The organism is Streptomyces sp. NPDC088747, from assembly GCF_044751025.1.
In the GTDB taxonomy this organism is placed as follows: Bacteria; Actinomycetota; Actinomycetes; order Streptomycetales; family Streptomycetaceae; genus Streptomyces.
In genome coordinates, this window is sequence record NZ_JBIVKZ010000013.1 from 243,318 (window position 1) to 264,044 (window position 20,727).

A 20,727-nucleotide genomic window follows, 5' to 3' on the forward strand; every position below is an offset into this window, starting at 1 on the left:
TGAACTCACGGGCGACACTTGCCAGGCCGGGTGGTAGAGCACAATGGCGCGTGGGCAGCGGTACTTCTCAATGGCCGGAAAGTCTTGGCGGACTGGCCGATCATCCCGCCCAGCACTCCGACCCTCGGCGCTGGCGCCGAAGACGACGGGCGCGGAGTGCGTGGGGCGGTGTGGATCAGCCTGAGGTGTCCTATTCGCAGGACGACTGTCGTCATTACCAATCGGCGAGCCTCATCCACGAGTCGCGATAGGGCTGTTGCGGGCCATCGCCTTGGCCGGTCAATTGAGAGAGGCAACTGCGGCAGTCCAGCACGAGGACGTGGTCGGGGCCCAACGCCTCGGAGACATCGGCAAGCAGTGCGTCGAACCGAGTGATCGCCGCTTCCTCGTCCCCACACGAACCGGTCCACAGGGCGGCCTCGAAGCGGGCGTTGAGTATCACCGGATGTACGGCGGGAGTACCGTCGTGCCTGTCTGCGATCACGGCTTCGGCGATCCGCAGGGCCTGTTCAGGTTGTCCGGCCTGGCCGGTGACGTGTGCCAGGCCGGTGCGCGCCGCGAGGGTGAGCAGATGCTGGGCACCGAGGATACGGGCGTGGTCGGCCGCGACGCTCTCGAAGAGGGGCAGGCCGTGGTGCTCGGTGTCACCCGCGATCATCGTCCAGTAGGCGAGATTGCGCCGCACGTCCAGGATCAGCTCCACTGAGCCCAGACCTTTTCCTATGAGGTGGTCGTCCAGGGCCTCCCAGAGGCGTACCGCGCCGTCGGCATCGCCGTCGTAGCCTGTCCAGACGGCGACCTCGAATCGGCAGGACAACGTCGTCGGGTGGTTCTCTCCCAGGAGGCGGATACCGTCGGCCTCCGCCTCACGTGCCAGCTGAAGTGCCAGGGCCGTATCACCGGACTGCCCTGTCGACCGCGCGACGACGATGCGCGGGGTAAGTGCCTCGCCGGGGCTGAGGACAGCGCTGTCGGCGACCGCCTGCCGGGCGATCTCAAGCGCCTCGGAGTGCCGGCCGGCCAGACCGGTCATGAACGCCAACTGGTCTGTCAGCCCGACGAGTTGCGTCGACCCGACGTTCGCCGCGTCGGCGCGGGCGACGGCGATGGCCGATCGGAGCGTGTCCATCGCGGTATCCAAGTCGCCCCTGACCAGGCCCTGGCACGTCGCGACACCTATCGCCGCCATCACATGTCCCCCGTGGAGGGCCATGACGAAAGCGGCTTCTGCGTGATCCCACTGCTGATACCAGTCGTAGGCGGCCCATCCGAGGTAGGCGGCCTCCGCCGGCTCCGCCTGGCCGATCAGCTCCCGCCAGGTCTCCCCAGGGATGGGCGCCGGGGGCAGGTCGGCATCGACGACGTCGGGAAGGTAGTCGAAAGCCACGTAATGATCGGGGCCCTCGGGCATGAGCAGGCCCGTGGTGGCGTACACGGCCCGCGTGGCCCAGTCGAGGGCTTGCTCCCAGGACTCCGGCCGCAGCCTGGCACCGCCGCGTTGTCGCAGGTAGGGCTCGTGCAGAATCCGAAGAGCCGCAGGTGTCAGGCCACGGTAGAACCCTGCCCGCCGGGCGTCGACAGCCGCGGCGACGATGGCGGCCCCGCGCGGATGAGTGCTGGGCGCCCACCCGTCCTGCCAAGCCGCGAGCAGTTTAGGGCCGGCCGCCAGGTACTCGGCCAGTCCGAACTGGTCGCAGTGCTCCAGCGCAGCGGCAACGCGCGGATCATCGGCGAACGCCCGCGCCCGCTCCACCTCAGCAGCGGTCCAGGTCCGGTCGATCCGAATCTCGGTCGCACGGTCCAGAACCTCGCGCTGCTCCCGGGCCATCTCGGCGCTTGTGGCATCGCCGGACATGCCGTCTGTGAGGAAATGGGCACGCTCCTGCGCCCGCATGGTGGCGAGGACCACGACATGTCGGGTGCCATCACCGAGAAGCCTCTCCAGCAGATGCGCCGTCAGCCCGTCGCTGCCCAGATACTTTTGAAGGTCATCCAGCCAGACGACACAGCGCCGTTCCCGCTGAACGACTTCCACCGCCGCACGGAGTCCCGGCCGGTTCCGGGGGCGGATGAACGCGTGATCGGGCAGGCACGCGCGCATCGCTTCGAAGGCCGCACGGGACTTCCCCGCTGTGGACTCACCGACGACCACGACGAAACCCCCACGCTGTACGGCTCTTTCCAGTTCCGGGCTTCGGTCCCTGCGGACGAAGGGAGGTGTACGGGCCGGGGACGGGACGCCGGATTCATCGGATTCCATGGGCGCGGCAGCGTAGACGCCAACGCGGACAGGATCGGCAATCTCCCGGACACGGCGCCCGCCCTGGTCGTGGAAGAACAGTTCATCGGCGAGCCGACGGGACTGCTGGGCATCAGTGTCGAGCCTGCTGGTGGCCCGGGTCGACAACACTCCGACAACCACACCAACACCCGCGACCAACACAGAACCTGCCGTACCTGGCCAGACATCCGCCACGGCCGACAGCACGGCGGCGATCACCGCCGCCACGACCACGAGCCCCCAGCCCCCGATACGCAGCCAACGTGAACGGACTCTCCCCATCGCGCCCCTCGTGACCTACCCAGCGCCGAAACCATCCGATCGTCGAGTGGTCTCCCTCCAGCGAGTATGAAGACTGCCGACGAGATGAACACCGGAGTTACCAGGATGACGCTTCACGGAATCACGGCCAGAACCAATTACGTGACGCTCCACACCGGGAATTCGTCCTGATCTCCGAGTGCCAGGGGCTCAGTCGGGCGTGGAGGGAGGACCGGGATGCCGAGGGCGATGGGGTTGCGGTGGGCGAGTCGCGCGGCGTCTGGCTTCGTTGTAGCGCTCCGAGACGGCTTCCCCCACCAACTGGGTGGGAACGCCGCACCGCAGCGCGGGCAGAAGATCTTCTCCAGGTGGGCGCCGCGGAAGACCACCTCGACGCTGTCATGCCACTTGGCTTCGAGGCCATGGTGGGCGTCGTCGTCGGGAAGCATCCCGGACAGCACGGCCGCAGCACGATCCGCCGCATCCTTGCTCGGCTGCCAGTACGGGTCAGTCGGAATGACCGTCAGGTAGTTGTCACTCATCGCCAGCCTCACCGTGCCCGCTCTTCATTCACCGACCCGGCGAACCTATCCGGTCGCAGCACTAGGCAGACCGGTAGCGCCAGGCGTTCTCGCGGCCGTCATCACGGTGCAGATGTTGAGGCTCATCGGTTTTGGGCGTGGCTGTCCGGGGCGATCGCCTGCTTACCGGCGCGGCCCTGATGCCTATCCGAAGATCGGCAGCGCCCGGCACCGACGAGCATCGATACCGACCGCCTTGATCCCTCGTTGGTGTTGGTGGGACGAGCCCACTACACGGTGACCTCTCGTTGCCGTCGGGAGGACTTGAGGCAGCCGCGGCATAGCCGAGAAGGCCAGAGCTCTCACTCCGGAATGGTCAGACCGAACTCACGCAGCTGGGGCAGACAGGTGTCGAGACAAGCCTCCACGGAGATGGCGTCCGTGCGCACCAGTAGGTCTTCGTGGAACGGGGCCCCGCTTGCGACGAATGTCCACGACTTCGTCCCGTCGCGCATGCGCTCGGCATCAGCCTTGAACAGAACCGTGACCCCCTGCTCGGCCAACGACTCCATGACCCGCACCACGTCCACCGAGGCCCCCTTGCGCCTGTAATCGAACAGCCAGCAGAGCTACAGGAAGCCAACCCAATGTTCCGGCCGCGATACCCCGCTGACTTTGGCTGAGGCTGGGTGGTGGTTCTCCTCTGGCGCTGTCGAGGTGGAGGTCGTGGCTGGCGATGATCAGAGCAACGTCGTGTCCAGGCTTGGCCAGAAGTTTCGCGCACGATCGGCCGCAGGGGGAGTTGGCCCCCGGCTCCCTCCTGCGACCAGACGATCTATCAGTTCGGTACGCCGAGGACGGTGGTCCACCAGATGCCGGGTGAGGTGTAAGAGGTGGCGGTTTGCAGGACCACTCCGAGCACGGCACAGGCTGTCGAGATTGCCGCTGTCCAACCAAGCCCGACGTCGCCGTGGTCATCGAGCTTGGGGAGGATGACTGGAGTGATGAGCACGAGCCCGGCGCAAAGGCCCCAGCCGATAGGCACGAAGAAGATGCCGATCATCCAGCACAGAAGCCCTTGCCAGAATGGAGGCACCGAGGTGATGAACACGGTGAATCCTGCCGCAGTGAGGTACGCGAAGGCAGGGCCGGGCAGGTACAAGAGAATGCAGGCGCTGCCGCGGGCCACCGCGGAGACGTGCTTCGGCGGCAACGGCTTCCTGAGTCTCAGGTGGGACTGGTTGCGGGGGTTCAGCGTTGCCCGACCGGATGGGCACAAGGAGAGAGGGATTCTGGTCTGGCGCCGTTGATCCGATGACCTCCTGGGCGGCCTTGAAACCGGTGCCTACGAGCTCTATCTGCCTTGCATTTTCGGCGGCGGGCGCATCTTCCATCAGGACTTCTATCTGCCTGGCCCGGATGGCGAGCTCGAGTTTCAGCAGCCGGGCTTCCTCCCGGGCCTGGTCGAGTTCCGCCGTGAGTTCTCGGATCATGACACTGGCTGCTTCGAGGTGCCTGTCACGGTCTTTCAACTTCTCCCGGACTTTGCGTAGTTCTCTTCTGGTCTCCTCGACCTCTCCATGAAGAAGGTCGATCTGGTCTTGCAGCGAGCCTCCCCGGTGGGCAGCCGAAGAGTGCAGCGCGCGAAGCTTTTGAACGAACTGCTCATCCAGGGGGTGGCCTTGGGCGGAGGCAAGGGCCACCAACCGATTCCGGAAGTCCACGGGAGCGACGCGCTGGCCGTTGAAATAGCGGCTGACCGAGGCCGCGGACGCGTGTGTCGCTTTGGCCAACGTTCGCGTAGCGAGAGTGGCGATGCCGACGTGCATGAGCTGCCGAAGAAGAAGGCCGCGGCCAGGAAGACGGCCACGAAGTCGGCGAAGAAGGCGGCCGTCAAGAAGACCGTCGCGAAGAAGACGCCGCGGGCGGCGAAACGCGGCGCGTGAACTGGCCGGTAGCTGTTCTCACCCTTACGGATGTTGTGTCCTGGGGTTCTGGCCGGGCTGATGCGGGAGGGCTTGATTGCTGTGTCCGGAACGTCAAGGAGGCTGAGTGCCTCACCACCCGCTTCGCCGGTCGGCTGCGGTGCGGGGTAGGGCGAAGTGTTCGAGCAGTAGCCCCTCCCGGACGGACCAGGGGCAGATCTCGACCTTCTTGGCTCCGCACGCCTCCATGACCGCCCGTGCGATCAGCGCTCCGGCCAGGGACTGCTCAGCACGGTGTCGGGAGATGCCCGGGAGTTTGGCGCGGCGGGACGGATCCGCACCGGCCAGCAGAGAGACTGACGCGTTTAGCTGAGGAAGTGCCAGTTGCCGTCTGGCCCGTGGTGCTCTTCCTTGGCCGGCGGCGAGTCGGGAGAGTTGTTCGAAGGTCTTGGAGCAGGCCAGCACCCGCCCTCCGGGTTCGAGCTGCGGCAGACCAGGTACGGCTTCCAAGGACCGGCTCAAGTGCTGCCGGATCTCGGCCAGGCGGCGCGGGGAGGGAGCGATGCCGCCGGGAAGCCAGTCCCGGGTGATCCTGCGGGCGCCCAGCGGCAGCGAGTGGACGGCGCGAGGCTGTTCCCCGATGCCGGAGGCGATCTCCACCGTCCCGCCACCGATGTCCAGGACGAGCAACTGCCTGGCTGTCGGGCCTGCCCACTGGCGGGCGGCCACGTAGGCGAGGCGAGCCTCTTCTGCGCCGCTCAGCACCCGTAGACGGGTACCGGTGGTGCGTGCCACACGGGCGATGATCTCGTCGCGGTTGGGCGCGTCCCGGATGACCGAGGTCGCGAACGCGAACACCTGCGATCCGTGCAGACGCGGGTGGTCGGCGACAGCCTCGGCCACTGCCCGCTCGACGCTCTTCATGCCGACCTTCTCCAGCCGTCCCTTGTGGTCGAGGGTCTCGTGCAGTCTCAGCCGTATCTTGCGGGAGAACACCGGCTCCAGCACCGTACCGGCGTGTCGCTGCACCACCGTAAGCAGAGCACTGTGGCACCCGACATCGAGCACACCCGCCTGCCGCATTCCCTCATCCTCCTCCTGGCCCCGCGCTCGACCGGATCTGGTCCTTCTCCGATCCTCCGACGGTCCTGGCGACGCCGCGACGAGGAATCCAGTCCACTGAGGGAGCCTATCGTCACCACTCGTGCGACCTCCGCCAGTGGTGCTGCAGGCGGTGGACGGGGGCGTCGCCTTCACGGCTGATCTTGGTGGTTGAGGTTCGGTTGCTCGCCGGGGGTGAGTCGGCTCTCGAAGGCGATCTGGACGGCGCTGTCGATGCGCTTCAGGGCGGGGCCTCGATGGGCAGGCGTCCGCAGGCCTGACGGCCTTGCGTATCCGCGCATTGACGGCGGCCCGTTCGGCGGAGGCGTCGGAGAGAGTGCCCTTGTCCTCCGGACGCGATGGCGTTCGCCGAGCAGATGATGGTGCGGATCTCGACGTCGCAGGAGAGGAAGGGCACAGACTCGGCCCAGGCGCTCTCCCTGCACGTTATGTGGAATCTGGTGCCGCAGGATGCGTCTCGTATCCTGCGGCGTTCCTACGTACTGAGGAGATCCGTTGGGCAGCGGTGGTACCGGAAGGAGAAGTGGCCGGCCCCCAAGAGTTGGGTCGACGCTTCAGAACGCCGTCGTGGAGCACGGAGCCAGCCTCGGAATGGACGTCGAAGTGGTTGACCGAGACCCGGAAGAGCGGGGATCTCACGTCGCGAGAAGACGCTGGGTGGTCGAGCAAAGCACCGGTTGGATCATGATGTACCGTCGCCTCGCCCGCGACTAGGAGACCCTCAGCACCAGCTCCGAAGTCATGATCCACATCACCTCGATCGGCAACCTGGCCAAGCGCATAACGGACGATGCCACGCCAACCTGGCGAGGAACCCATTAGGGATACAGGTCAATACACCTAGATCAAATATTCTTTCAGAAAGGCCCCGTGTAATAGCGCTTCCTGGATTCGACCTCGGCTTTCAACAGAGGGCCGGCGAACTTCTTGAAGCGGAGCCACGGTTGGATGTAACCGAGCAGATGGTCCGTGATGCGGACACTCACCATTTCTGTCACGGCGGGCCTTCCGCTTCCGAGGAGGCGTTCGATCACGGTGGCGCACCGGCGGGCCAGATCCACGTCGAGTTCGTCGTTCGCGAAGAGCTGCCCGAAGGCGCGGCCGACGAGGACATCGCTGGCCAGCTGGTACATGCCTACACCATACGGACTGCCGGCGGTGTCCAGATCCGCGCTGAGGCGCCTCTCCTCCTCCTCCAGTGCGGTGATGAGGGAACGGCCTTCCGGAAGTTCCTGCCAAAGCACTTCGCGCACAAAGCGGTGGCCGCTCAGCTCCGGGGGCGAGCCAGTCAAGGACATTCTCCTGCCGAAAGGGTGGTCCGGTGGAGCTGGAAGACTCCACCGGACCGGACGGTCATTCGAGCATCAACGCTACGCGATGTCTCTTGGGTCGGGACAGTCGCCCATCGAGCAAGACGTATCGCCTTGCACCGCCGATTTGACCCCCTCGTAGATGAAGAGCAGATCGCCGACGATTCCCAACGCGCCCATGACCCTGGGCAGTTTCGGCTCGTTCGTCAGGCGCGGTTTGCCCACCACCCTGCCGTTGTACATCTTCGCCTCCCAGGTCGCACCAGTGATGGAGGCCATCGAGGGTGACGCGATCGTCTCGTTCACCGCGACTCGAACCGAGCTTGCGATGTCCGAGTTGCTCTTGAGGACTTGGGTGATCTTTCCGCCTGTGTCCTTGTGGTCCAGCGCGCCGAAGATCTCCTTGGCCTCGCCCAGCGCAATTTTGCGGTCCTCCGGTGTCAGGGCCGTCTCTCCCTTGCGGTCTGCCTCAAGGAGCTTCTGCAGTCGCCTCAGCTGGTCGGCGGCATCCGCGATGTGCCATTTCCCAACTGTCTGCTCCCCCGTGTCCAGCTCGCTGATGAGTGCCGTGGCAACCTTGCCGTTCCCGACCTCGGGAACTGAACCCGGCTTGATGTAGATCTCCGCGAGGATCCTGCGAAGTTCCTCGTGCTGGACTGCGGGCGCCTTGGCCGCCTTGGTCAGGTTGACGCCCTTGCCGCTGGCAGTCGTGGGCGGTGTGCCGCTGCAGCGGCACACGTTGGGTCCGGCGCCGCACTCCTCCCAGCCGCCCTGGCAGTCCGCCAGCCGCAGACCCGTCGGATCCGCGAAGTTGACCGGGTCGTTGTTGCTGTAGCTGTACGCCGACATGCTCTGCGGGTCATCCGGCACGCTCAGCGGGTCGGGACTGAGGAACCGCCCCAGCGACGCGTCGTACATGCGGGCACCCAGCAGCGACAAGCCCGTGCTGTCGTCCTCCGCCTTGCCGAGGAAGCCGCGGTCCGTGCCGGCGGCCAAAGCCGTGCTGCCACGCTGCTCACCAAAAGGCTTGTAGCGGCGGCGCTGCACCGTGCCGTCCGTCGCCTGGACAGTCAGCTGGCTGGAGGCCTGGGTGTCGGACAACAGCCAGGTGAGCTTGCCGTTGGTGGTGGTGTTCGACGTGCGCATCGCCAGCGAGGCGCCGCCCGCGTTGTAGTAGCGGGTGGCGGTGAGCCCCGTGCTGGTCTTGTGCACCTCCTGGCCGTCCAGGTAGAGCACGTTCTCGGCCGGGCTGGTGCGCAGCAGGACACTGCCCTCGGCGTCGTGGACATACGTGCTCGTCTCGTCCCCGGTCTGCTTCTCCTGTGTGACGCTGCTGACCCGGTGCAGCGCGTCCCACACCAGTGTGGTGTCCACGCCGCTGACGGTGCGGGAGGTCAGTTGGCCGACGCTGTCGTAGCCGTAGCCGTCCGTGCCGCCCGAGGACTTGACCACGCTGGTGACAGCATGCGGGCGGGCCGTGTCGGCGGTGTACGTGGACTCGTCCGCGCTGTAGCCCGGGTAGTGGTAGTCGCGGGACACCGTGCTGCCTGCCGCCGAGACCTTGGTTGTGACGGACTGCAAGTTGCCGAGCGAGTCGTAGCCGTAGGAGTTCTGGTAGGGGTCCGCCCCGGAGAAGTCGGACTGCGGGGTGGTCGTGCAGGTGGTCGCCGCGGTCGTCCATGCACCGGTGAGCCGGCGCAGGTCGTCGTAGGTGTAGCACTGCTGCTGACCCGCGTTGTTCTCCCGGACAGCGGTGATCAATCCGCCGCTGTTCCTGGTGTACTCGTCGTCCTGGACCGTGCTGGTAGTGCTGCCGGTGGTGGTACGGCTGGTCAGGGTCTTGAGCCAGTCGGTGCCGCGTGTGTCGTCGTACGTGACGGCGCGGGTCACGGTCGCGCCGGTGGCCGACGTGCCCAGCTGACGTGAGGTCAGCCGGCCGTAGTCGTCGTAACTGGCGTTGTTCAGGTAGGTGGCCAGCGGGCTGGCGACCTTGCGCAGCAGTCCGTAGGCGTCGTAGGTGGAGGTGACCGTCTCCTTGGGCAACACCCCGAGGTCGGGTTGGTCGACGGCGGTCAGGTGGTCGGCGAGGTCGTAGTGGTAACTGGTCGTGTAGCTCTTGTCCAGGCCCGAACCGTCTGCGGGGACGGTCAGGGTCTTGGCTGTCACACGGCCCCGGGCGTCATAGCCGCCGATGGCCGACGTGTACGCCTTGCCACCGCTGTGGCTGACGGTGCTCGCGACCTGTCCCTTGCCTCCGGGGGCGGTGTCGTAGGCGACCTGGGTGAGCAGCGTGGAACCCTGCGAAACCGTCGTCAACCGGTCAAGGGAGTCGTACTGTTTGACGACCGTCTGACCGTTGCCGTCGAGCTCGGTCTCGATATTGCCGTTGAGATCGTAGGACGTGGTGATCTTCCCGGTATCGGGGTCCTCACTGACCAGGCCCTGCCCGGGAAAGTTGTAGGTGTAGTGAGTGGTGTTGCCCTTCGAGTCGTGAACGTACTTGAGCTCGCCCTTGCGGGTGTACTCGTACGTCGTGGTGTAGCCGGCCGAGCCGTTGCGCTCGACCGTCTTGATCTTCTGGCCGTACACGTCGGTGTAGGTGTCGGTGGACTGCCCGACCGCCGGCTTGACCGTGGTGACGTCCGCGCCGGTGTACGTCGTGACGATCTTGCCGGCGGCCTGCTCGAGTCCGTTGACCTGGATCTGGCTCAGAGTGGTGCGCCCGGCCCAGTCCACGACGACGTCGTTGTAGGAACGCAGGCTGGAGACCGCCGGGTTGACCGGGCCGTCGGTCACCGCTCCGGTGCTGTAGAAGGGTGCGGACGAGCCGGCCACGTTGCCGGAGGAGTCGTACCGGGTGGCGGTGACCGTCCGGCCGGTGCCGTTGGGGGCCGGTACCTGCACCTCCCGGGTCCGGCCCAGTCCGTCCAGGTAGGTGACGGTGGTCAGATCGACCGTAGCGCTCTGCGCCGCCTTGGATGTCACGCGGAGTATGTCGCCCTGGGCGACGTCGGGCACACCGGTGCTGCTGTCCGCCGTGCGGATGTAGTAGCTGTACGACAGGGACGCATGTCCGTCCGGGGCGGCTGCGGCCTCGGTCGGCTTGAACACCTTGGTCAAGCGGCCCACCGCGTCGAAGACCTGCTGGGTCTCGTTGCCGTTGGGGTCGACGACCTTCCAGGGCTGGCCCCAGAACCGGGAGTAGTAGGTGGTCGTGGACATCGGCGTGCCGGCGCCGGAGTCGTCCGGGTCGGGAGTGGTGACCTTCACTCCGTCGACTGGCCACGAGGTCACCGGGGCGTAGCTGGTGGTGGTGAGCTTGTTCTTGCCGTCCCAGGTCTTGACGCGCCGGCCTGCGGCGTCGAACTCCGCCTTGTTGGTGCGGTACGTGGTGGCGTCCGTGTACGTGCGCGCTTCGGTGGCGTTGCCGTCGGTCAGGGCGGTGTCGTTGCCGGCCAGCGAGGTCGCGCCGTCGTAGAGCGTGGTGATCCGGCGGTCGAGGTGGAGCGTGTCCTGACCGTTCGCCTGGTCGGTCGCCTGCGCGCTGCATGACACGTTGTAGTGCCGCTCGTCGTCCTGGTAGACCATCCACCGCTTGGTGCCGGTGGAGTCGTCGGTCAGGTCGGACGTGTTGTAGCCACGGCCGTACTCGGTGCACTGGTTGTCGGAGACACCCGCCTCTCCCTGGTCGTCGACGCGCAGCGGCAGACCGAACGTGGTGGAGGCCGCCTCGTTGTCGTCGTACTCGTTCTCGACGCGGTGCCGACGCCAGGTGGACTTGTCCTCGGTCGACGTGGAGATCTTGGTGTACGTGTCGGTCGCGGATTCGCGGACGAAGCGGGCGTCGGGAAGGCCGGTGTACTGGGCGGTGTTGTGGACCCAGTATTCGTGCCAGGCGCGCTCCTGCGAGGTTCCGGCGTCATCCTGCTTGGAAGTCTCCAGGACCTGGCCCGCGAGCCAGGGCGAGTCGGGGTACGCCTTGTTGTCGGAGTCCTTCACGGCCACGCTGCGGGTGGCCGCCGGATCGGTCTTCGAGGTGCGGTCGCCGTCCAGGCCACGGTAGAGCCAGTGGTAGGTGGCGTGCGCGTTCTCTTGCGCCCCGGTGCTGACCTTGACCTTGCCGTAGCCGCGCCAGTCGGACCAGCTCTCGTTCTGATCCTTTACCAGCGGGTCGGCGGTGAAGCGCCAGCCGGGGGCGCCGTCGTACTCGTACGTGGTGGTCATCATCGGGTCGCCGTCACCGGCGTCGCCGGGGTCGATGTCGACCTGTCTGACCACGAATTTCTTGAACCAGCCGGTACGTTCCTCGGTCTCGCCCTCGGGCGTCCACTTCTGCCAGAAGCACTCGTAGGCGTTCTCGGGCTGCGAGGGCAGGTTGTTCTCGTCGCACTGCCGGTCGACAGTGCCATTCTCATCGGTGGCGTGCCCGTAGGTGACGGCGACCGTGGATCCGGTGTCGGTGAACACCTTGTTGACCCGGCGGAAGTTGAGCTCGCCGTCGCCGACCTTGTTGTCCTGCCATTCGCCGTTGAAGTTGATGGTGGGCAGGGTGATGTCGTCACCGGAGTAGCCGCGGCGCTGGATGTAGTCCAGCCACAACTGGTCCCCGACCGCGCCGGACGGGTCCATCAGCGCGTACTTCATCTGGTACTGCTGGACCAGGTCCCAGCCGGAGGTATTGGTATCCCGGACGTTCACCTTGATGTCCCAGAGCAGGTCGCGCTGGAAGAACGTCGGGTAGTACGTCTTGCCCGCACAGGCGGAGTCGTCGGAGCTGCCGTCGCAGATCAGGTCGACCGGTACATCCGGGTACGACTCCGGTTTGGAGTCGATCGACGGGCAGGCGGTGGTGACCGGGTTGCCGAGCGGGTCCTTTTCCTCCATGCGCTCGACGCAGCGATTGACGTGCTGGAAGTCGACCATGGCGGGCAGCTGTGCGCCCGATATCTGAGAGGCCCAGCCGTAGTCGATACGCTCCAGATAGGAACCGGCGTCGTACTTGCGGGCCTTGTCGGATCCCGCGACCGAACGGTAGTAGTTCGTTTCCTTGGCGTAGAAGTAGGAGTTCTCCACCTCGTTCGGGGTGACCACACGGTCGAGGTTCCAACGCCAGGCCTGGTTGCAGTAAGTCGGCTGACCGCCGTTGTAGCAGGGCTCACCCGGGTCGTCGCCGATGACCGGCACCGTCAGCACGGAACGCGTGGGCTCGCGGACGTTGTCGTTGTTGAGTCGCTCGGTGCGGCCCCAGCCGAAGTAGTAGCGGGTGCCGTCCTGCGTGGTGATCACCCAGAACTCGTCCGAGTTGTCGGGGTTGGCCGGGCTGCCCTTGAGGTGCTGGATTTTCCAGCCCGCGTCACTCTGCAGATGCCAGGACCCGTCGCCTGTACCGTCTTTCACCAATTGGCTGGTTACACCGTTGAGGCTGATGTTGTACACGGCGCCCGACGGATCGTCGGTTGGGTTCGGGGAGGCCCAGCACAGGTCGCCCCACTGCTGGTTCTGGTCGGGACCGTGTCCGTCCTCGATGCAGTTCTTGTACCGGCGCTCGACATATCCGACGTTCAGGTCCCACCCCGTCCCCACCCAGGAAGCCTGGTTGTTCGAGGCGGACGTACGCCCGTCGATACCTTGGGAGTTGTAGCTCAGGGCCAGGTCAGGCGCGACACCCATCGGCGGTTTCGGCACACTGATAGGCACCTGGTATGTGAAGGCACCCGAGCCAAGGCCCACTTCCCACTTGCCGGTCGGGTCCATCGGAGTGGCCCGGTAGTCACCCGCGTCCGACGACGAGCCCGACGTCAACGCGTACACCGTCGGCTCGCCGAGCGCGGCCATCCCGGAGTACGTGGCCACCTCGGGCGCCGCCGAGACCGTCGCCGTCACCGTCTGGCCCGCGGCGTCGTTGCGTTGACCGGCCACAACCTCGCCGTCCGAGCAGCCCGCCCTGCTGGGCGTGGTGACAGCACACCGGGGCAGCTTCACCAGGCGCAGTCGAGAGCCGAACCCACCGCCGTAGGCGTGGGCAAAGCCGGAGTAGTCGATCGATACTTCGAGCGGGCCGGCTGTCGCCGTCCCGTCCGCCCGAACCACAGTGAGGCCCACACCCACGCCGCCAACCGGGGCGATTTGCTTGCGGTCCAGAACCTCGATGCGCACTTTGGCCGGGCGCATGATGCTCTCCTGGCCGCTTCTGGCCGCAGCCTTGCTTGCCGCCGCCCTGACCGACACCACTGCGGGAGCCGTGTCGGTCGGCTTGATACCCCGGGCTGCGGCAGTGCGCGCTGGCACGTCGACCGTCGCTCCGCCGCCCTTCGGCCACACGACCTTCGGGGCCTTCGTCCGCGTCGGCTCCGCCGGCGCGTCCACCCCCTTGTCCAACTTCTGTGACGGCACGGGCGGTTTGTTCCCGTCCGGCAATGCCACGGCCGCCGTAGGCGTCATCACGACAGCGGTCAGCAGCCCTGCCAGCAGCCCCTTGGCTGCCAACAGAGCTGTGCCACGAGACTTGTTGAGTCTCACATCCCCCACCCATGTCCGGTCCCACCCATCACGGGTCAGCGATCACCAACCCGCGACCATCGCACGTGCGTTCCCATGAGCAACTGTACGAAGGCTGTGGAGAGATCGGACTTTAAGTGGAGTTCCTTCCCTGGTCCAGACCCAAGTGACACGTCAGCAACAGCAGCCCCAATAAACATCAAAGGCCTGCCAACTTTCTCACTGGAAAAATGTGAAGCGTCTCTGCCAAGATCACCTCCAGTCCGTACACAGGTCCGTCACGCCCAGCACGAAGAACCGCAAGGTGTAGTGACCGGCCATTGGGGAGGGTTGGACATGAGACGTGCCCGAAGCACCGCAATCAAACGCGTCGGCACCGTATTTGCGGCCACAGTCGTCACCTGCGGCCTCGGCATGGCTACCAGCAGCACACCGGCGTTCGCGGCCGAGACCGGGCCGGTCTTCAACCAGCCCAACGGCACGATCGCAGAACAACAAGCCATCCGCACCACGTTCCTCGACGTGATACGAAACGCGGAGCCCGGCGGCACCCTCAAACTGGCGATGTACCACTTCTGGGACAGCACGATCGCCCAGGCATTCGTCGACGCCCATGCCCGCGGCGTCGAAGTCCAGATCGTGCTGGACAGCAGCGAGACATCCTCGTCCCACGACGACGGGGTCACTTACCCCATGCTCCGTGACGCGCTCGGCACGAGCACCTCGTCGCCGTCCTTCGTCACCACTTGCCCGGCTGGCGTCTCCTGCAACTCGACCGTGAACCCGTCGATCAACCACAACAAGTTCCTGATATACGACTACGACAACGGCGCCTACTCCACGGTCGTCCAGTCCTCCTCGAACCTCTCACCGTCCAGTTACTCGAAGTTCTGGAACGACGCGATGGTCATCGACAACGATCACGGGGCCTATCTCGCGTACACCGCCTACTTCGACAAGCTGAAGGCCAAGAACCCGGCGAACTGGGCCTACCTGACCCCCACTCCATACAGCCCATACGCCTACTACTTCTTCCCCCGCCCCGCCGACGACCCACGCCCCGGCGACACCGTGACCGGCATCCTCGACAACGTCACCTGCACGTACACCGAAGACGGCGCGACCAAGCACTCCACGGTGCGTGTGGGCATGTACAAGTTCACCCGGCAGGCGGTGGCCGACAAACTGAAGGCAATGAAGACGGCCGGCTGTGTTGTCGACATCGTCTACACCGAGATGGACAGTACCGAGTCCACGGGCAGCGCCGGGACCTGGGAGAAACTGCACTACACCGGGGGCCCCGTGCTGCGCTGTTTCAGCTGGGACGACGACGGGGACGAGGCAACCGACGCCAGCCCCACGCCCCGCCAGATCATCCACTCCAAGTTCCTGCTGATAGAGGGCAAGTACTCGGACAAGACCGACCGCAAGGTCATGTGGACCGGCAGTCACAACTACACCGGCCCGGCGCTCACGAAGAACGACGAGTCCCTGCTGAAGATCGACGACACCTCGGTCTACAGCGCCTATCTCGCCCGATACACGGCTGCCCGCACCGCGGCCAAGCCCGGCACCAGCGACAACACGCCCGCCTGCAAGGGCGTCACGACCACCCCCGAAACCTGATCACAGGGCCTTCCAGACTGGCGCCCCAAAACTCCGTCGGCCGAAACTGTGCGGCTCTGGCCCGGATTCTCCGAATCCCAGGAACGGAGCTGATGGACATACGGTGCCTTGCGTGCGGCATGTCCGCTTCCGCCGCAGGGCCAGACGGCTTGGGTGAGCGGCTCGCGGAGCTCTGCCCGGTCGTCCAGGCGCTGCCGCCGTCGGCGGCCCTGGTGGAGGTCAAGGGTGCCCTGCGCTACCGCCAAGTGGACCCGCGGAGGCTGGCGGAGATCGTGCGGCTGCGGAGGGTCACCCGCCTCGGTGTCGACGTGCGGATCGGGATCGGGCCGACCATCACCGTCGCGGCCACCGCATCCCGGCAGATCACATCGCCCGGTGGCATCCTCGCCGTCGAACACGACCAGGTCGCCGCCTGGATGGCGCCGCTGCCCGTGGAAGCCGTCCATGGCATCGGCCCCCGCCAGGCAGCCATCCTGCGGAACCACCGGTCTCACGCTCAGGGGCGAGGATCTGGTCGACGTCGATCAGGTTGCGCAGCAGATCAGCCTGGCTACGGTGTCGACAGCGTCGGGGTACTCGCCGCGCTGCCGTCGGCCACTGTGCAGCGCAGAACGGCCTCACGAACATTCGCTACTCTCCGCGCAGGCCAGTGCCCCCGCCTGCGCCTCAGCAGTAGCGCTTTCGCGGTCAACGCCCGCGGATCGCAGGAATCGGGACGCGGCTCATTCTCCCCAGATTCTCCCCAGCGACCTTGAAGGCCTCGTCGGAGCCTGTGACGAGGGCCGCCCTGTCGCGCGGAAGCGCTTCCTCGGGCAATTACTCAGAGCCAGTCTTTCCGCTTGAAGATAACGTACAAACTGGTACATACAATGGCCATCAGGAGGAGCGCGAACGGATATCCGAACACCCAGTGCAACTCCGGCATGTGGTCGAAGTTCATCCCGTAGATCGTCCCGACCAGCGTCGGGGCGAAAAGGATCGCCGCCCAGGACGAGATCTTCTTGATCTCCTCGTTCTGTTCGAAGCCCGCTTCCGCCAACGCGCGCATCTCGGCGTTCTGTTGCTGGGTGACCAGGGTGGCGTTGACGGTGAGGATCTCGGTGAGGGCCTGGCGGAAGCCGTCGACGCGTTCGCTGGTGTGGGTGACGTGGTCGGCGACGTCGCGGAGATAGCGCTGGAGTTCCTCGTCGGTGCGGTACTTGGCGAAGCCGGCCATCAGGGCGTGCAGCATCCCGACCAGTGGGCGGGTGGCGCGCTGGAACTCGACCATCTCCCGGGAGAGTTCGTAGATACGGCGGGACACCGCGGGGTCGCCGCGGAAGACCTCGGTCTCGATCTCGTCGATGTCGTTCTGGACGCCGGACACGACCGGCACGTAGCCGTCGACCACGGAGTCGAGGATCGCGTAGAGCACCGCCTCGGGGCCGAGTTTCAGGAGCTCCGGGGTGTCCTCCATGCGGCGGCGCACCGCCGAGAGGTCCGGCGCCGCGCCGTGCCGGACGGTGATCAGGAAGTCAGGGCCCACGAACACGTGCAGCTCGCCGAAGTCGACCTCCTCCACCGCGTCCAGATAGCGGGCCGCGCTGAGGACGACGAACAGCGTCTCGCCGTACCGCTCCAGCTTCGGGCGCTGGTGTGCCTCCATCGCGTCCTCGACCGCGAGCGGGTGCAGGTCGAACTCGGCTGCCAGGGAGAGGAGTTCGTTCTCCGTCGGACGGGCCAGGCCGATCCACGCCATGCCGTCCGGCTGCTCGCGCAGCTCGCGGAAGGTGTCGGCGAGGGTCTCCGGGGTCGCGACGCGTACCCCGTCACGGTAGAGCGCCGCCTGTACGACGCTGCCGGCGTCGTCGGGTTCCGGCGGCGCCGGGTCGGAGCGAGGCGTCGACGTGGGGGCGGGCGGACCGGCCGGTGGGGTCAGGGCCCGCCTCCAGACCGACTTCCTGGCACCCTTCGAGGCCGGTCGGACACGTCGCTCGGGCATCGCGGCTGCCTCCCCTGTCGTCTGTCCTCGTGTGAAGCGTGCCGCACGAGGCGTGCGCGTGGTCGAACGTACGTCTTGGTGATCACCGAGCAGGATATACGGGTCAAATGTCCTCGGCGCGAGGGTAGGACGGCATCAAGGGTACGGATTCCCCGCGAAACGCGGACAGAACCTGTCCGCAAGCCCCGCTAACGTGCGGAGCATGACGACGAAGACCTCCGCGGCCCCCGTGCTCGGCCCCCGCGCCCTGAACCGTGCGACCCTCGCCCGGCAGCTCCTGCTGAGCCGGTCCGAGCTCGGGGTGAAGGACGCCGTCGAGCACCTCCTCGGTCTCCAGGCGCAGAACGTCAGGCCGCCGTACTACGCGCTCGCCGCCCGCCTGGACGGCTTCGCCCCCGAGGCGCTGTCGCGGCTCATGGCGGACCGCGAGGTCGTCCGACTCGTCACCATGCGCTCCACCATCCACACCCACACCGCCGACGACGCCCTGATCCTGCGCCCGCTGGTGCAGGCGGCGCGCGAGCGGGAGCTCAACCAGTTCCGCAAGGGGCTCGAAGGCGTCGACCTGGACCGGCTCGCCTCGATCAGCCGGGAGCTGGTGGAGACCGAGCCGCGCACCATGAAGCAGCTGCGCGAGGCACTGCTCGCCGAGTGGCCCGACGCCGACCCGTTCGCGCTCTCCGTCGCCGCCCGCTGCCGGCTGCCGCTCGTCCAGGTCACCCCGCGCGGCCTGTGGGGCAGGAGCGGGCAGGTCGCGCTCACCACCGCCGAGCACTGGCTCGACCGCCCGTCCGAGCCGGCGCCCGCCCCCGACGCGACCGTGCTGCGCTACCTCGCCGCCTTCGGGCCCGCCTCCGTCAAGGACATGCAGACCTGGGCGGGCCTGACCCGGCTGCGTGAGGTGTTCGAACGCCTCCGGCCAGGGCTCCTCACCTTCCGCGACGAGAACGGCGTCGAACTCTTCGACCTCCCCGACGCGCCCCGCCCCGACGCCGGCACCCCGGCCCCGCCGCGTTTCCTCCCCGAGTTCGACAACCTGCTCCTCTCGCACGCAGACCGCTCCCGGCTGGTCTCCGCCGACCTCAAGGGCCGTACCTGGAAGGGCAACCAGGCGTACCGCGTGCTGCTCGTGGACGGTTTCGTGGCGGGACTGTGGCGGCAGGACGAGGAGGTGCTGACCATCGAGCCCTTCGGCACGCTCACCAAGTCCCGGCGGAAGGAGGTCGTGGAGGAGGCCGAGCGGATGGCCGGGGTGATGGCAGGGGCGGCGGGCGGCCCGTCGGCGTCGTCCGCCGACATCCGGTTCGGGACGGTCGTCAGGTAGGGCTCGCAAGCCCGTGCCCCGCGGACTCAGTCCCGCCCCGTCACCGCCACCGTCACGCCCAGGCCGATCATCGTGCAGCCGCCCGCGCCGCCGATCAGCGAGAGGCGGCGGTCGGACCGGGCGAACCAGCTGCGCGCGGCCGAGGCGGTCAGGCCCCACAGGGTGTCCGTGACGAGGCCGATGGAGATCGGGATCAGGCCCAACAGGAGCATCTGCAGGGGGAGTCGGCCCGCCGAGTGGTCCACGAACTGGGGGAGTACGGCGACGAAGAAGACGATGCCCTTGGGGTTGGTGACGCCGACCAGGACGCCGTCGAGGACCGTACGGAGATCGCCGCGGGCCGGGGCTTCCCCGGCCTTCGGCGTGATCGCCGAGGCGCTCAGCTCCTTGCGGTGCCGGAACGCCTGTACGCCGAGCAGGACGAGGTAGGCGGCCCCGGCCAGCTTCACGGCGAGGTAGAACGTCACCGAGCGCTCGACCAGCGAACCGATGCCGACGGCGACCGCGACGACGAGCAGGTACGAGCCGACGACGTTGCCGAGGGCGGTCGCGACCGCGGTGCGCCGGCCGTGCGCGAGGGCCCGCCCGATGACGAACAACACGCTCGGGCCGGGGATCACGATCACCAGCAGCGACATCGCGGCGAAGGCCAGGAAACGGTCGGTGGACACCATGGGGGCCATTCAAGCAGCCTGCTCGCGGCGACGGGCTCGCGAAAGGACGGATCTGCCGCGCGGGGCCCGACAGGCGTGTGCCCGTCGGCGGTTCGGGCTGTGGGGGAAGCCGACCGCCGACGGGCAGGTAGTGGAGAGGGGGCGCTGCGGGCCGCTCGTGGAGGCCCGCAACGCCCCCCGGCTAGCACCTGAGGGGTACTCAGGAGTTCATCGGTGCAAGCGGGTTGCCCCGCGGATCAGGAGTTGACCTGCGTGGTCACCAGGCTGGAGAAGGTCGTCAGGCGGGTGTAGACACCCGGGTAGCCGGCCTCGGCGCAGCCTTCGCCCCAGGAGGTGATGCCCGCCAGGACGCCGCCGATGAGCAGCGGGCCGCCGCTGTCGCCCTGGCAGGTGTCGACGCCGCCGGAGGAGTATCCGGCGCAGACCATGTCGCTGGCGATGAAGTCGGAGCCGTACGAGCTCGCGCAGCTGGTGTTGGAGACGATCGGGACGGTCGCGGTCCGCAGCTGGTTGGAGGAGCTGCCGTTCGCGGAGGTGGTGCCCCAGCCGAGGACCCGGGCGGTGGCGCCGGTCGCGTAGACGCCGGTCTGCGAGGAGGTGACGTAGGACGCCGGGGTGTACGACATCGCCGTCGACAGGGTCAGTACGGCCACGTCGTCGCCGTTGGTGGCGTCCGTGTAGCCGGGGTTGATCCAGATCTTGCTGACTCTGCTGACCGTGCCGTTCGTGCCGTTCAGGTATGTGCGGCCGCCGACCACGCGGACGCTGCTGGTGGTCTCGCCGACCATGCAGTGGGCGGCGGTGACGACCTTCGTGGGCGAGACGAGCGTGCCGCCGCAGAACTGGTTCTGCGAGGCGTCCGTGATCTGCATGACGAACGGGTACGCGGTCGTGGTGGTCGTCGTGCCGCCCACGATGGGCTGGGGAGCGGCGACGGCACCGGGTGCGCCGAGCAGTGCCGTCGTGGCGGCGGCTGTCGCCACGCAGAGCGCGGCGGTCTTCTTGGCGCGGTTGAGCCCGAACATGGTTCTCCTCGGAGTTTGCCGGTGGGGGGACGCGCGGGTGTGGGGGGTGCTGCACGGCGCCGGTGGGGCCGGTGCCGTGTGCCCGGGCGAGCGGCACTGGGATCAGGCTAGAAGCGGTGACCCTCCATCTCCAATGAGGGAACCCCCTAGTGGAGTTGGGGGAGGGATAACCCTTGCTG

The 20,727-nt window shown here is 67.0% G+C and carries 13 protein-coding genes and 1 pseudogene; 4 read left to right on the forward strand and 10 right to left on the reverse strand.

The genetic code is table 11. The features are described from left to right. Positions 1-214: 214 nt before the first annotated feature. The 4 genes from ACIP79_RS28485 to ACIP79_RS28500 form a co-directional block, all read right to left on the reverse strand. A complete protein-coding gene (locus ACIP79_RS28485; RefSeq protein ID WP_401227655.1) occupies positions 215-2,509 on the reverse strand; it encodes a hypothetical protein in 2,295 nt (764 codons plus the stop codon). A 191-nt stretch (positions 2,510-2,700) separates the two neighbouring features. After that, positions 2,701-3,084: a hypothetical protein gene (locus ACIP79_RS28490; protein WP_401227656.1), complete on the reverse strand. Its 384-nt coding sequence runs from the start codon at positions 3,082-3,084 to the stop codon at positions 2,701-2,703. A 341-nt stretch (positions 3,085-3,425) separates the two neighbouring features. Next, a complete protein-coding gene (locus ACIP79_RS28495; RefSeq protein ID WP_401227657.1) occupies positions 3,426-3,653 on the reverse strand; it encodes a hypothetical protein in 228 nt (75 codons plus the stop codon). A gap of 248 nt (positions 3,654-3,901) precedes the next feature. Beyond that, entirely contained in the window at positions 3,902-4,276 is a 375-nt protein-coding gene (locus tag ACIP79_RS28500) for a hypothetical protein (protein ID WP_401227658.1), read from the reverse strand. Positions 4,277-4,643: 367 nt separating this feature from the next. Between ACIP79_RS28500 and ACIP79_RS28505 the strand changes: the two genes are divergently transcribed. Next, positions 4,644-5,009, forward strand: coding sequence for a hypothetical protein (locus ACIP79_RS28505; protein ID WP_401227659.1), 366 nt, complete (start codon positions 4,644-4,646; stop codon positions 5,007-5,009). A 111-nt stretch (positions 5,010-5,120) separates the two neighbouring features. On the opposite strand, the gene ACIP79_RS28510 is transcribed toward ACIP79_RS28505, so the two are convergent. After that, the gene (locus ACIP79_RS28510; protein WP_401227660.1) at positions 5,121-6,020 is read right to left on the reverse strand and encodes a Ppx/GppA phosphatase family protein; all 900 of its coding nucleotides are present in this window, start codon (positions 6,018-6,020) and stop codon (positions 5,121-5,123) included. A gap of 645 nt (positions 6,021-6,665) precedes the next feature. Between ACIP79_RS28510 and ACIP79_RS28515 the strand changes: the two are divergent. Beyond that, positions 6,666-6,932: pseudogene (locus tag ACIP79_RS28515) on the forward strand (IS5/IS1182 family transposase); the annotation flags it as partial. Between the two features lie 35 nt (positions 6,933-6,967). On the opposite strand, the gene ACIP79_RS28520 reads toward ACIP79_RS28515, so the two are convergent. Further along, entirely contained in the window at positions 6,968-7,402 is a 435-nt protein-coding gene (locus ACIP79_RS28520; RefSeq protein WP_401227661.1) for a hypothetical protein, read from the reverse strand. 78 nt (positions 7,403-7,480) lie between these two features. Beyond that, positions 7,481-13,591, reverse strand: a complete 6,111-nt coding sequence (locus tag ACIP79_RS28525; protein WP_401227662.1) for an RHS repeat domain-containing protein — start codon at positions 13,589-13,591, stop codon at positions 7,481-7,483. Positions 13,592-14,332: 741 nt separating this feature from the next. Between ACIP79_RS28525 and ACIP79_RS28530 the strand changes: the two genes are divergently transcribed. Further along, positions 14,333-15,544 (forward strand): phospholipase D-like domain-containing protein, encoded by a 1,212-nt coding sequence (locus tag ACIP79_RS28530; RefSeq protein WP_401227663.1) that lies wholly within the window; start codon positions 14,333-14,335, stop codon positions 15,542-15,544. A gap of 820 nt (positions 15,545-16,364) precedes the next feature. On the opposite strand, the gene ACIP79_RS28535 is transcribed toward ACIP79_RS28530, so the two are convergent. Then, positions 16,365-17,525 carry a magnesium and cobalt transport protein CorA gene (locus ACIP79_RS28535; protein WP_401227664.1) on the reverse strand — a complete coding sequence of 387 codons (1,161 nt, stop codon included), beginning with the start codon at positions 17,523-17,525 and terminating at the stop codon, positions 16,365-16,367. A 202-nt stretch (positions 17,526-17,727) separates the two neighbouring features. Between ACIP79_RS28535 and ACIP79_RS28540 the strand changes: the two genes are divergently transcribed. Next, entirely contained in the window at positions 17,728-18,849 is a 1,122-nt protein-coding gene (locus ACIP79_RS28540; RefSeq protein ID WP_401227665.1) for a winged helix DNA-binding domain-containing protein, read from the forward strand. A 26-nt stretch (positions 18,850-18,875) separates the two neighbouring features. Here the strand turns inward: ACIP79_RS28540 and ACIP79_RS28545 are convergent, their stop codons facing one another. Both ACIP79_RS28545 and ACIP79_RS28550 read right to left on the reverse strand, forming a co-directional pair. Beyond that, a complete protein-coding gene (locus ACIP79_RS28545) occupies positions 18,876-19,523 on the reverse strand; it encodes a LysE family translocator (RefSeq protein ID WP_401227717.1) in 648 nt (215 codons plus the stop codon). A gap of 236 nt (positions 19,524-19,759) precedes the next feature. After that, entirely contained in the window at positions 19,760-20,548 is a 789-nt protein-coding gene (locus tag ACIP79_RS28550; protein ID WP_401227666.1) for a S1 family peptidase, read from the reverse strand. Positions 20,549-20,727: the final 179 nt, after the last annotated feature.

Excerpts from the sequence above, each read along its gene's own strand:
- ACIP79_RS28545 (WP_401227717.1), bottom strand. The coding sequence starts at position 19,523 with ATGGTGTCCACCGACCGTTTCCTGGCCTTCGCCGCGATGTCGCTGCTG.
- ACIP79_RS28530 (WP_401227663.1), top strand. The coding sequence starts at position 14,333 with ATGGCTACCAGCAGCACACCGGCGTTCGCGGCCGAGACCGGGCCGGTC.
- ACIP79_RS28525 (WP_401227662.1), bottom strand. The coding sequence starts at position 13,591 with ATGCGCCCGGCCAAAGTGCGCATCGAGGTTCTGGACCGCAAGCAAATC.
- ACIP79_RS28550 (WP_401227666.1), bottom strand. The coding sequence starts at position 20,548 with ATGTTCGGGCTCAACCGCGCCAAGAAGACCGCCGCGCTCTGCGTGGCG.
- ACIP79_RS28535 (WP_401227664.1), bottom strand. The coding sequence starts at position 17,525 with ATGCCCGAGCGACGTGTCCGACCGGCCTCGAAGGGTGCCAGGAAGTCG.
- ACIP79_RS28505 (WP_401227659.1), top strand. The coding sequence starts at position 4,644 with ATGAAGAAGGTCGATCTGGTCTTGCAGCGAGCCTCCCCGGTGGGCAGC.
- ACIP79_RS28540 (WP_401227665.1), top strand. The coding sequence starts at position 17,728 with ATGACGACGAAGACCTCCGCGGCCCCCGTGCTCGGCCCCCGCGCCCTG.
- ACIP79_RS28490 (WP_401227656.1), bottom strand. The coding sequence starts at position 3,084 with ATGAGTGACAACTACCTGACGGTCATTCCGACTGACCCGTACTGGCAG.